The sequence below is a fragment of the Chloroflexota bacterium genome (assembly GCA_009840355.1).
GTDB lineage: Bacteria > Chloroflexota > Dehalococcoidia > Lucifugimonadales > JADFKI01 > Bin90.
The window spans coordinates 160046-173116 of record VXNZ01000046.1; the positions used below are offsets into that span (position 1 = coordinate 160046).

Here is a 13071-nt window from a genome sequence, read left to right on the forward strand (position 1 = left end):
CCTCTCACACCACCAGCCGCGTCCCCCGCGGCCGCCCCTTCCCCCCGTGCACCGACGGCTCCGCGCACCACTTCGCCGCAAGCAGCCGAACGCCCTCGTACACATCTTCGCCGAAGCCCAGCATATCGCACACCACGCGCCTGTCCAGCAGCGCCCTGTTCTCGTCGGCGTCCGCCAGATACGCCGGCTTCAGGTCGCGCTCTCGGAAGTCGTCGAATATCTCGCGCGCGATGGCGTGCTGGGCGTCGGTGAGGGCGCGTAGGTCTAGGATGGGGAGGGTTTCCGCCTTCCGTGTTGTTATACCCGCTTTGCTGGACTGCTGACGACTGGCATGCCACCAGTATGAAAGCAAGCCTAGTGTGCTGTTGCCCCATACGGCGAATGTGTAGTCGTAGCGTTCATTGTCGAATATGACATTCGGCCATACCCTTCCGCCTATTGACTTTCGCTCCGTGTATGCAATTGCAAGTGCCTGTGATCCGAATGTGAAATCGGCATTAAGGTGTCCTCTACTTGCGGTTGCCCATAGTTCATTGGCCCTCTCTTCCATTCCAATCTTTACCAGCATCTGCCAATCAGGTTCGCAGATTATCCGTCTTTCTTTGCTGGCATTGTGATTCCAGAGCGCAGGATAAGTCGCGGTAGGGCTTGCTGATGATTTCGTGAAAGGTCCCTTGTGCGCGGTGCTGATGAACATCTGATGGTCTTGCCCACGTCGCCCTATGACCTTCAATTGAGCAGTTGGTAATTGCAATGCTGTCAGTTGGGCAGGCAGCCACAACTTGCCATTCGACAGCGCCTGCGCTGTCTGTGCTACTGATGCGTCCGCTAAACGCGCTGCACCCCAGCCATTCTCATAGTTGTCAGTCGGCGCAACGAGCATCTCGCCCGCAAGTTCCTCACCGCAATAGACTGGATTGCCACCATAAGGTCCATCCTCAATTCTACGAATATCTTCGCTGCCCGACATGTCCTTTGAAAGTTCCAATGCGTGGACGAAACCAGCGGGCCTGCGTCGCAGAGAAACGAAGTCTGCGCGACCACCAGCCTTTTCTTTATTCCTTAACTTGCGCCCTATAATCAAACATTCCGCCATCCCTGTATCAGACGAAAAGGACATTTCCTTACCATTCGCGGCTATGCTCACAATGGTTACATCGGTGTATCGCGTGGCAATGACTGTTCTAAACTTTGCCCAAGACGAGCCGTTTATCGCAGTGAACGGTAGCACGAAGGCGACAACGCCGCCCTGCTTAACTTTGCGGTCGGCAAGCGCGGCAAACGCTGAACCCAATCCTGCATGCCCGTGGTAGGATGTATTCTTTGCCTTCTCCCTCATTCGTTTCGCCATGTCGTCTTGCTCTTCTTTTGAAGAGTCGAAAGCAGCAAACGCGGCATTGAGAACACCATCTTCAGCGTCATAGTGCTTGGTATTACTGGTGAACGGCGGATTCATTATCACCAAGTCAAACCCATCGTCGGGAACATCCACTAGCACACTCGCCGCAGTCTCTTCGCCCGCGCTGCCGGTTCGCATGGCGGGGTCGCTGGTGTTGAACAGCGTCATCACGGAGGACGATTGCAGCAGCTCCAGCGAGCCTATGGCGACCGTGCCGTCGGCCTGCCTGCCGTAGGGCATGTTGTACAAGCGCGACTCGTTGTATCCCACAGTGGGCTGCGCGCCCGACAGCGTGGAACTCGTGATGTGTATCGCGGAGGGCATCACATCGCAGCCGTACAGCACATCTTCCATCATCGCCCGATGCAAGTCTGCGGGATTGCCGCCCTCGCGCTCATGCCGCGCCGCTATCTGCTCATATACGGCGGACAGCAGCGCGCCCGTGCCACAGGCGAAGTCGCCCACGCGCAGCTTGCCGATGGCGTCGGCGTCCGCCCAGTCCACGCTCTCCAGCTTGCTCACGGCAAGACGAGCCAGTAGCGCGGCGGATGCGGGCAGGGTATAGAAGGTAGCGAGATACTTGCGGTCGGCGATGAGACGCTGGAATATGCGCCCCGTCAGGTCGTGTTCCACATTCGCGCCGCTCGCCGCCACATCGCCCGCCGTGTACTCCAGCAGCCGCAGCAACCGCGAAGCTTCGGCAGTCGGAATCTGCTCGATGATGTCTCTTGATACGGCAAAAATGGGCCAATAGTTAATGGCGAGGATGCGCGTCCACTCGGCGATGATTTCGCGCTGCGGATTTGCCACATCCCTACTGCACACGAGGCGCAGCGGCTTAATGTCGCCGTGAATGTCGGCTACGCGGTCGTGAAACACCATCGCGTTGGCGATGATGGCGCATGCCATGCGGTGCGTCTGCGGCACGTCGGACATTCCGAGCAGGGCGGCGACGGCTTGGGTTATCGCCGGGCGCTGCTCGTTGAGGTCTTTCAGAATTGCGGCGGCGCGGTCTATGCCGCTTTGGAGCGCATCCGTCGCGGCGTCCACGGCAGACTGCGGAACGGACACCAGCCGCGCAATGTCCGCAAGGTCGGCGGGCGTTCCCTGAAGCCAGCCGGATTCGGGGAAGCGCGTTTCATCCGCGTAGAACACTGCGTACTCCAAGCGCGCGCCTGCCAAGCCGCCGCTCATGTCGTCCGTGAACTCAAACCCATCAGGATAGCGCAATGCGATTGCCGCTTCGATGGGGCGGCGTCCGTCCACAACTTCCAGTCCGAGCCTGTCCTTCGCCTCTTGCTCGGCAGTGGCGGCCGGCATGAACTCGGCTTCGATGACCACGGGCGCGCGGTCGGCGCCGGTGATGAGGATGTCAGGGCGCAGTGCGGGGTTGTCCACGATAACGCGGGTATTCTCTGTCTTCACCGCGCAGGTGGGGAGCATGCGCGTGAGCAGTCTTCCCAGCGCAATGTTGGCGTTCTGTTCGGCTTGGCGGGATGTCATCGCTTTGTCCTATCCTGTCGGACGGAGGGACACAATATGTAGGGATAATATGCGTGGGCAATCTGACGAAGTTGGCAAATAAAGATAGACGCTTCAAATAATGGACATCGTAATGCATATCGGTGTCAGTTACGCCGCCGCGCTAGGCATGCGCCAACGCACCGCCGTCTATGTAGATGGTCTGGCCGGTTACGAAGTCGCAGGCGTCCGATGCAAGATAGACGAGCAAGCCGCACAGGTCGGTCGGATGCCCCTTGCGGCGCGAAGGTAGATAGCGCACCAGCAGTTCGCGCTGCGATTCTTCGGTCGGCTCTTCGGGCGTAATCCAACCGGCTCCGATGCCGTTGACGCGGATGCCGCGCCGCGACCATTCGAGCGCCAACGATGATGTTATCTGCGCCACCGCGCCCGATGCCGCGCACGCCGCGACCGAGTTCCACAGACCGCGCAACGCAAGTCCGGAGCCGATGTTCACGATGTGTCCGCTCTCCTGCGCCAGCATCCGCCTGCCCGCCGCTTGGCTGCACAGGAACATCGACTTCACATTGAAGTCCATCAGCCGCTGCCATTCGTCTTCGAGCACATCCTCAAACGGCTTGCCGAACTCGGCGCGCGCGTTATTCACCAGAATATCCACCTTGCCGAATTCGTCCACGACGCGCTGCGTCATCGCTTCCACATCGTCGGCGTTCGTAACATCGGTCGTGATTTGCAGTGCGCGGCGTCCTTGCGCCTCGACCGCTCTCGCTGCTTCTGCGGCGTCCGAGTTCACCGCGCCCGCGATTGCGACATCCGCGCCTGCCTCAGCCAGCGCCGCCGCCAGAAACGGCGTCCAACCGCGCCTGTCCGCCGTAATAATCGCCGCCTTGCCGCTCAGGTTCCATTCTTCAGGTATGGGCATGTCATTCTCCTTTAGTTGTCAGTAGTCAGTGAACAGTTTTCAGTAGTGCAATTTCTAGGATTGTCCCTTGCCAGTCAGTCAATGACTGAAAACTGAAAACTGTGAAATAACAACTGAAAACTGAAAACTCTAAATTTCCAGCGGTATTTCCGGCGCGTAGCCGGTGGGCGCGTAGCCGCCTGCTAGTCCGCCGCCGTCTATGACGAACATCTCGCCGTTCATGTAGTCTGAAGCGTCCGACGCCAGATACACGGCGAGCGGTCCCATCTCGTGCGGCCTGCCCACGCGACCCATCGGGATGAATCCGCCGCGGGGCAGAGTGTCATTGGATTCGGCCGTGCCCTCGGTCGGGATGTAGCCCGGCACGATGCAGGTGCAGGTGATACCGTATCGGCTCATGCTCGTGGTGATGGTGCGCGTGAGCTGCACGATGCCGCCCTTGCCGCAGGTGTACATATAGTTGTCGCGCCCGCCGCGAAAGCCGAAGCCGGACGACACATTGACGATTTTGCCGCCGCCGCGCTCGATCATGTGCTGGGCAATTGCGCGAGAGCAGTAGAACGCCCCCGTCAGGTTCGTGTCTATACCGATGCGCCAATCCTCGTCGGAGATGTCCCAGATCGGGATGGAGCCTTGCCCGCGCACGATGCCCGCGTTGTTGAACAGCACATCCACCTTGCCGAACTCGTCGATAGCGCGCTCGAACAAGGCGTTGACCTGCGCCGAGTCGGTAACATCGGTCGAAACGGCGATGGCGCGTCTGCCGACCGCGCGCACGGCATCAGCGGTCTCTTCGATTGGTCCCATGCGTCGAGAGGCAATCACAAGATCTGCGCCCGCCTTCGCCATGGCGACGGACATCTCGCGTCCCAACCCGGTGCCGCCGCCCGTAATGACGACAGTCTTGCCGTCCAGACTCAGTTTTTCAAGCATGTTTGTGTATCTCCTTGTCCTTGGGTATGAAAAGGATATGTTTTCATGAATTCAGGTAGTCGTCGAGAAAGGTGTCGCGGTGAACGACTTCAATATCTTGGTGGGATTTGAAGGCTTCAAGCAAGCCTTTGTCGGTGGTAATCAGCAGGTCGGCGTTTGAAGCGTAATATGTCTGAATCAGATATATGTCCTCTTGGGGTGCGGCGGTAATTGCCTCTTGGGGGGACGACATCCGCAGACTGTTCAGGTTGAAGAATCATGCACTTGCTCGGGTTTATGATCAGGCTTCGCACTAGCTTACTTAGCTCTCGTATATCAGGTGCACTATATGTCATCAGTTCGTAGGCCTTTTGCATCCAGGGATTGCCAGTCAGAACCGCGAACTTGTCCTGCCCTTGTGCGAATTGCGTAAGGAATATACCAGTTTCCTGTCTTTTGGTTTGACCGTTCTCGCCTTTGATGTCTTGAAACAGCCACTCGTTTATCACGAGCATTTTAGAAGGCAATTCCGTCAAGTTCTACACTCCCAGAAACGCCTTCATATCTTCTAGTTCACCCTCCATGAAAGTTGCGAGGCCGCCTTCGACCTGTCCGTTTTCATTCACCTGTTGGCGTTGGAATTCAGACTCTTTGCCTTTCTTGGTTACGTGATAAATTGCAAGGTTGTCGGGAGAGTACGTATCTTCAGCAACAAGCGCCAGCAGAGACAGGATGAACTGCTCGCTGTGAGTGGAGATTATCAGGTGCTTAGTAGGTTCTTCTTGAACTATGTCGGCGAGTGTTCGTGCCAATCGGCGAATGGCTGTGGGGTGAAGGTGGATTTCCGGCTCTTCGATGCACACGATACCGGAGTCAGGATGCAACACCTTTGCCAGCATATACACCAGTTGATTGACGCCGAAGCCTTCGTTCACTAGGGACGCGCCCATGCCAGTGCGTCTGTCTATGCTATTCAGGGAAAAATTCTTAGAGCCTATGCGATTTCTTACTCGAAAGTCTCTATCCAGAATCTGTTCCATATATCGACCGATTTTGTATTCGAGATGCTCGTCACTAGCAAGCATGCTGGTAACTTCTTGCTCAGTGGCCATCATCGGCGATACTTTTTGCAAAGAGTACAAAGGTTGATAGAATCCCCGTCCTAGTGGCACAAAAGCCACCCGTTCCAACTCTTCTGTCGGCAGGTTTAGCATCTTCATAGCTCCGTCTGCCACATCATGAGGAACATCTCCATGACCTATCGCAACCTCGTTGGTGGCTACACCATTCCAAACGAAAGTCTTGCCTGATTTAACTTCTGATATAAGTTCGCGGTTGCTTTCTTGGTCAGGGGGTGTGGCTACACACATCAAATCAATAGACACCCGTGTACCACCATCCCAATCGTGCAGCAGCGTTTTGAATTTGAATGATCCTATGGAATTACTGAGACAAGCGAAGCGATAGTCAATCTCAACATCATAGCCACCATAGTCCGCACCTTCATGGTCTAGCAAGTTCACAGAAGCGGTTTCAAGAGATATTCCCAACTCCAACTCATTGTTCTGGTTATGATCAAACACAACCTCCGAAAACTCTCCTAGGCTGGTGAAGCCGTAGTTGAAGAACTCTGAAAGGTTTTGATCGGGATTAACCACGATATTTTTCAGCGTCAGCGGAGCGTAGAGTACGCTGGACTTGCCTGTGCCGTTGTGTCCATATAGCACGGTGATGGGCGCGAGCTCCAAGTCCAACTGCTTTATGGAGCGGAAGTTTTTGATGTGGAGTTTCATCGCTGTCCTTCTGGGCGCGCCGTTTCAATGCAATTCTTGATTGCTCACTCATGGGGCGCGTCCCCTTCTCTACCCTTCTAGCATACCACCTATCCGCGCCACCACCATCACGTCTGCGATGTAACCTCGCCGGCGGTGGCGGTATAGAGCGAGCCATCATTGCGGCGCACCAGCAGGTTGCCCTGTTTGTCAACAGACTCTGCTATGCCCTCAATGGTGTCGTTCTGCGAGCGCAGGGTTACGGAGCGCCCGAGCGTGTCTATCATCGCCGACCATTCGGCGGTCAGCGAGCCGCCGGAGCGCACGATGGCATATGCGTCGTCGAAGTGTTCCAGCAGCGTTTGCAAGACCGGCGTGCGATTTCGGCGCTGCCCGGTTTCGCGGTAGATGCTTGTGGATATGTCGGCGATTTCGGCGTAGCGTGACGGATCGAAGTTCACATTGACGCCGATGCCGATGATGGCGCATACGGCGTCCGCGCTTTCGATCGCCGTCTCGATGAGGATGCCGGAAATCTTCAGTCCGCCCACGCGCACATCGTTGGGCCACTTGATGGTGGGCTGCAAATTCGTGCAGTCTGCGACGGTGTGCGCGACTGCCAGAGTCGCTGCCATGTTCATGTAGGGCAGTTGACTCGCCGGCGGCGTAAGTATGACCGAAAACGACAGATTCTCGCTGCGCGGCGACACCCACGCGCGATTGAATCGACCTCTGCCCGCCGTTTGTTCCTCGGCAATGGCCACCGTGCCCTCTGCCGCGCCCTCAGCCGCAAGCCGCCGCGCCTCGTCCATAGTCGAGCCTATCAGGTCGTAGTGGCAAACACGATGCCCAATGATGCGCTGAGCGAGGGCAGCTTCAAGCGCGGGTATGTCGAGATCTGTGGCGTGCGCTGCGTCTGGCATGGGCGGGATGATACTTGCGGGTTTTGCGGCGTGTCAAGCGGGGCGTTCTTGTGCTTTTCAGCGTCCACTCAAAAGTTGGCGTAGCTCCACCTTTGCGGAATGATGTAGCGGCTGATATTTTCTGATGTCATTTCAAACTCATTTCATATTTTATCAGGTATTACTGCGGTTCACAGGATTTTCGCCGCGTTTCATTTCGCGTTCGTTTCCGGTCTAATTAGCCAAAGTTGAAACGATTTCACAAATGTGATTTGCTTTTATCATACCGCCTTTCCTCTGCCATTTTGCCTTGCTCCTGTCATTTCGAGCAAAGCGAGAAATCTAAAGTCGAAAACAGGTTTGCGGGCGAAGATTTTGGGATCCTCATTGCTTTCGGGAATGACGATAGAGAAATGCTTGGAATGGCAACGCTAGGGATTTGTGAAATCGTCTCCTGAAATTACCATTACGCATCCAGCGCGTCGGCATCAGGCTTCACTATACGCACTTCCACGTCGCCCGCTCGCTCTTCTTGCAGCGTCATGGCTATGCGCGAGTCCTTGTCTGCCCAGCCTCGGTTTAGTGCGGCGGTCAGCTCTTGGTGCGCTATGTTGCCTACGCTCATCGGGACGCCGTATTCGCGCGCTAGTTCCAATGCGAGGCTGACGTCTTTGTGCGCCAGACGCAATGCGAAGCTGGGCGGGTCGAAGTTTCCGGCGAGGAATGTGTTCGGGTAGGTATTGGCGAATGAACTGCCGCGTCCGACCGAGCCGTTGGAGATTGCTTGGTACAGCGGCTCCGGATCAACGCCCGTCTTCACGCCCAGAGTCAGGCACTCGGCGACGATGGTCTGCAAGCCGTAGCCAATGCAGTTGTGCATTAGCTTGGCGATGCTGCCGGAACCGACTGGTCCAATGTAGCTCACCTTGTCGCCGATGGCATCTAAAGCGGGCTTCACACGGTCGTAAACATCGCGTTCTCCGCCGACCATCACTGCCAACCTGCCCGTGCGCGCGCCGACTGGCCCACCGCTCACCGGCGCGTCCAGCACGCTCAAACCTTGTTCGGCGAACTGAGCTGCGATGTCGCGTATCAGCGTGGGCGAGCTTGTGCTAAGGTCGACATACACGCCGCCGCTCTCGCCACCTTCCGCTGCCTTGCTGCCCATTCCCTCCAACACGCCGCCCTCGCCCAGTGCGATAGCCTCAACTTCGCGCGGTCCGGGCAGCGATGTCAGAACGATGTCGCACGATGCCGCCAGTTCCGCCGGAGTGTCCGCCCAAGACGCGCCAGCCTCCAATAGCGGAGTCGCCGATTCACGGCGCAAGTCGTGCACCGTCAGGTCGTATCCGGCGCGCAGCACATTCGCCGCCATCCCGCCGCCCATATTGCCAAGCCCGATAAAGCCGATTTTCATTGTCGTGCCTCCAAGTCTGTAAGTCGGACAGTGTGTCAGCCTGTCAGTCTTCTACACTCTATATCCTGGTCGCCTATATCAACAAGTCCTAACAAATATCGGAAGCGACGATCCATGAATATCAAAACACCGACCAACTGATATACTGACTGACAGACTGACGGACTGAAATACTGACTGACTATGAATGAACCTGTGGTGTTGTACGACAAGAGCGGCGCGGTGGCGGACATCGTGCTGAACCGGCCGCGCGTGATGAACGCATACAATGTGCAGATGCGCGACGAGCTGTTCATCACGCTGGAGGCGGTGCGCGACGACCCGGATGTGCGCGTCGCGATAATCAGCGGCGCCGGTGAGCGCGCGTTCTGCGCCGGCGCGGATTTGACCGAGTTCGGCACTGCGCCGTCGCAGGTCATCGCGCGGCAAGTGCGCTGGGAACGCGACATTTGGGGGTTGTTCCTGTCGCTGGGCAAGCCACTCGTCGCGGCGATGCGCGGGTATGTCATCGGCTCGGGCGTGGAGATTGCCTGCCTGTGCGACATTCGCATCGCCGCCGATGACGCACAGTTCGCCATGCCGGAAGTCGCGCTTGGAATGATACCGGCGGCGGGCGGCACACAGACTTTGCGGCGAGTCGTGGGCGCGAGCAGGGCGCTGGAAATGGTGCTGTCCAACAGGCGCATCGGCGCGGACGAAGCGCAGCGTATCGGCTTGGCGCACAGCGTCGTCCCCGCAGACACGCTGATGCAAGAGGCAATCGCAGCCGCACAAGAACTAGCCGCGCTCGACCCGTCCGCAATGTCCCTAGCCAAGCGAGCCATACTCGAAGGCGCGGACATGCCGCTAGCGCAGGGACTGGCATTGGAACGGCGGCTTGCGTCGCTTAAAGTGACATAGTTAGCGCTAGGGTCTTTCGCCTATTCATGTCATTTCGAGCGAAGCGAGAAATCTAAAGTCGGAAACAGGTTTGCATGCAACGATCGCTGCCTTCGTAGGGACATGCTTCAGATTCCTCACTGCGTTCGGAATGACAACATTAGGGAATTGTGAAATCGTCTCGACAACCAAAAGACCCCGTTAAGCACGTGTCGTATTGACTGTTACGCGGATATGCTGACATACTTACACACATGAGTACCGTACTTGTCGTTGAGGATGAAGAGAATCTGCTTGAGGCGCTTCGGTATAATTTAGAGCGCGAGGGCTATTCCGTGCAGACGGCTATTGATGGCGAACAGGCGCTGAATGCCGCGCGCTCCGTTCGCCCTGACCTCGTTATTCTCGATGTTATGCTGCCGCAACTTGACGGGTTCGAAGTGTGCCGCATCCTGCGCCGCGAGAGCGAAGTGCCCATTCTGATGCTCACCGCGCGCAGCGAAGAGATTGACCGCGTGGTAGGCTTGGAGCTCGGCGCGGACGACTATGTTACCAAGCCGTTCAGCGTCCGCGAGCTGATGGCGCGCGTTCGCAATATGCTGCGTCGTTCCACGCGTCCGCCCGCCACAGACGGCAAATCCGCAGATGTGGATATACTTCGCACCGGCGACTTAGAAATCGACAGCACAAGCCATATCGTGCGGCGCGGCGGCGTGCGGCTGGAACTCAAGCCTCGCGAGTTCGATCTGCTTGCGCTGCTTGCCAAGAACCGCGCACGCGCCTTCACCCGCGACCAAATCCTCGAACGCCTCTGGGGGCACGACTACTACGGCGACAGCCGCACGGTGGACGTCCACGTCCACTGGCTGCGCGAGAAGATCGAGCCCGAACCCGGCAAGCCCGTCCGCATCGTCACGATTCGCGGCGTCGGATACCGCTTTGACGGATAGATGGGATGGTAAGGCTGCCCCGCTCGCTCCACTGGCGCATCGCCCTCGCATACACCGCGCTGATATTCCTGAGCCTGGGCATCGTCAGCCTGTATCTCGTCGGCTTCGTGCGCGACACATACATCGCCAACCTGCAAGGCAGTCTGCACCGCCAAGCACTGCTCGTCAGCGAAAGGGCGTCCGCTGCGCTTGCCGCGAATGGTCAAGATAAAATCGAGCAAGGTAATGCCGGTCAAGGCAATAGCAACCAAAGCGCCGGCGTACAGTACATTGACGCGCAGGACGCCGCCGACTTACAAGCGCTTACCGCGAATCTTGGCGGTCTCGCGGGTGCGCGGGTTACTGTTATTGGCATGGACGGCGCGATTGTCGCGGACAGTTGGCAGGCGCCGTTCCAGCTTCCGTTCCAGCTTCCGTTGCAGCTTGGACGCGATGATGTTCGGGCGGCGCTCTCGCAAAATGGCACGGCTGCCATCGGTGTAGGCACTCCGCTCAAACCTAATGCCACCGAGGCAATGCTCTACGCCGTTGTCCCGATAATCGCGCAGGACGGCGGCACAGCAGGCGCCGGCGTCCCGGACAGCGTCGTCGGAGCGGTGCGCGTTGCCGCGCCGTTGTCTCAAGTGCAGCCCGACATCAACCGCCTCGTTGCGCGAATCGCGGTCGCTGCGGTGCTAGTTGGGCTGCTGTCGGTCGGAGCGGGCTATTTCATATTTCGCCGCACATCGCGCTCCGTGCGCGCGGTCGCCGATGGCGCGACTCGGTTCGCACAGGGCGACTTAGGACACCGCGTATCGCCAATATCGTCGGACGAGACGCAGGAACTCGCCGCCGCGTTCAACGCCATGGCGGACACGATACGGCGCATGCTGAACGACATGTCGGCGGAGAGCAGCAAGCTGACGGCGATGCTGAACACTATGGAAGACGGCGTGGTGGTGATAGAGGCGGACGGCAGAATAACGCTGATGAACAGCGCCGCCGAATGGCTGCTTGGCGTCAGCGCGCGCGACGCGGTTGGTGCGCGCTTGGTAGAGGCGTTGCGCGACCACGAGATACAGCAAGTCGCCACGCTGTCGCTGACGAGCGGGCAACTGCGTCAGGCGGAAGTCGAGCTGCTGCATCATCGCCGCTTCCTGAACGCCATCGCAACGCCACTAGGCGGCGATTCGAACAGCATCCTGCTGACGCTGCACGACCTGACCGCCAACCGTCAAGTGGAAAACACACTGCGCGAATTCGTGACCAATGTATCGCACGAACTGCGCTCGCCACTGGCGTCCGTCAAGATTATGGTGGAAACTCTGGAAGACGGCGCACTGGAAAGCAGGCCCACCGCGCGAGACTACTTGCAGCGCATCAACCGCGAGCTCGACCGCATGAACGCTATCGTCGAGGACTTGCTGGAACTATCCCGCCTAGAAAGCGGGCAGCAGCTGCCGAGCCTGATGCCGCTCGACCTGTCCGCGCTGGTGAACGAGGTCGTCTGGGAATACCGCGGCAGAACGGCGGACGGAGTGAGCCTGCGCGTCGATGCGCCGGGCTATCCTGCATTCGCACTGGGTGACGGCGGCAAGCTGCGCCAAGCGATGGTGAATCTTCTGGACAACGCGCTGAAGAACACGGCGGCGGGCAGCGTGACAGTGTCCATCGAAAGCGACGAGGACAAGCATGCCGTGCAAGTGCGAGACACGGGCAGCGGCATAGCGCGGGAGCACCTGCCGCATGTGTTCGAGCGATTCTACAAAGTCGATAGAGCGCGGCGAGACGGAGGCAGCGGTCTGGGACTCGCCATAGTGCAGCAAATAGTCCAAGCGCACGGCGGCGAAGTCAGTGTGCAAAGCGAAGAAGGCATAGGCAGCACATTCCGCTTCACGGTAGCGAGGGCATGGCTTGAAGATTAGGCGAACGGCTGCGCGCCTAGCCATTCTATAAGTTCTTCTGCCAGTTGCGCTGCGCCTTGTGTTGTCCAACCCTGCTACGAAAATAATACTTGACAACCGATGGCTATTAAATAAGAACATTGATGTACACGTTGTATGTCGCATTGCGGGAAAGGGCTATCATTTTCGGCGATTCCACCTAATATGCATACATGCCATGCGCTGTTGTCAAAGATTTGATATGTCCAAGAATAAAGTGGTTCGGACATAATACACCAAAAGGGTTATCTGCAACGGATGGAATAGCCCTGGCCGGACCTCTATTAACGGCTTGTTAACAATTCGTTCACCGCGACTTAACTTTGCGGGCGTATGCTATTTTGCGTTATGGAAAGTACTATGCCGCAGTCTCAAGGCAATGTCGGCTCCACTTCGCAGTCTCGCACTACGGCGCCGCGCGTTGACACGCACCCGCGCGCCGGTGTGTTAAGCGCGGGTGTGAGGCGGGGTGTTTGAGAGGTGGGGGCGCTGGCAGGCGCACACCACAGAGAGA

Annotated in this window: 10 protein-coding genes; 3 read left to right on the forward strand and 7 right to left on the reverse strand. The window is 57.8% G+C overall.

Annotated features, from left to right (window positions below; genetic code table 11):
* Positions 1 to 4: 4 nt before the first annotated feature.
* The 7 genes from F4X57_12340 to F4X57_12370 form a co-directional block, all read right to left on the reverse strand.
* A complete protein-coding gene (locus F4X57_12340; GenBank protein ID MYC07938.1) occupies positions 5 to 2902 on the reverse strand; it encodes a hypothetical protein in 2898 nt (965 codons plus the stop codon).
* A gap of 142 nt (positions 2903 to 3044) precedes the next feature.
* Positions 3045 to 3803: an SDR family oxidoreductase gene (locus F4X57_12345; GenBank protein MYC07939.1), complete on the reverse strand. Its 759-nt coding sequence runs from the start codon at positions 3801 to 3803 to the stop codon at positions 3045 to 3047.
* 129 nt (positions 3804 to 3932) lie between these two features.
* A complete protein-coding gene (locus tag F4X57_12350) occupies positions 3933 to 4736 on the reverse strand; it encodes an SDR family oxidoreductase (GenBank protein ID MYC07940.1) in 804 nt (267 codons plus the stop codon).
* A gap of 43 nt (positions 4737 to 4779) precedes the next feature.
* Entirely contained in the window at positions 4780 to 4968 is a 189-nt protein-coding gene (locus tag F4X57_12355) for a hypothetical protein (GenBank protein MYC07941.1), read from the reverse strand.
* 286 nt (positions 4969 to 5254) lie between these two features.
* Positions 5255 to 6508, reverse strand: coding sequence for an ATP-binding protein (locus F4X57_12360; GenBank protein ID MYC07942.1), 1254 nt, complete (start codon positions 6506 to 6508; stop codon positions 5255 to 5257).
* 107 nt (positions 6509 to 6615) lie between these two features.
* Positions 6616 to 7410 carry a biotin--[acetyl-CoA-carboxylase] ligase gene (locus tag F4X57_12365; protein MYC07943.1) on the reverse strand — a complete coding sequence of 265 codons (795 nt, stop codon included), beginning with the start codon at positions 7408 to 7410 and terminating at the stop codon, positions 6616 to 6618.
* A gap of 445 nt (positions 7411 to 7855) precedes the next feature.
* Entirely contained in the window at positions 7856 to 8806 is a 951-nt protein-coding gene (locus tag F4X57_12370; GenBank protein MYC07944.1) for an NAD(P)-dependent oxidoreductase, read from the reverse strand.
* Positions 8807 to 8989: 183 nt separating this feature from the next.
* Between F4X57_12370 and F4X57_12375 the strand changes: the two genes are divergently transcribed.
* The 3 genes from F4X57_12375 (at position 8990) to F4X57_12385 (ending at position 12539) form a co-directional block, all read left to right on the forward strand.
* Complete coding sequence (locus tag F4X57_12375; GenBank protein MYC07945.1) at positions 8990 to 9706, forward strand: enoyl-CoA hydratase/isomerase family protein; 717 nt, start codon at positions 8990 to 8992, stop codon at positions 9704 to 9706.
* 233 nt (positions 9707 to 9939) lie between these two features.
* Positions 9940 to 10635, forward strand: coding sequence for a response regulator transcription factor (locus tag F4X57_12380; protein MYC07946.1), 696 nt, complete (start codon positions 9940 to 9942; stop codon positions 10633 to 10635).
* A gap of 5 nt (positions 10636 to 10640) precedes the next feature.
* Positions 10641 to 12539, forward strand: coding sequence for a cell wall metabolism sensor histidine kinase WalK (locus tag F4X57_12385; GenBank protein ID MYC07947.1), 1899 nt, complete (start codon positions 10641 to 10643; stop codon positions 12537 to 12539).
* Positions 12540 to 13071: the final 532 nt, after the last annotated feature.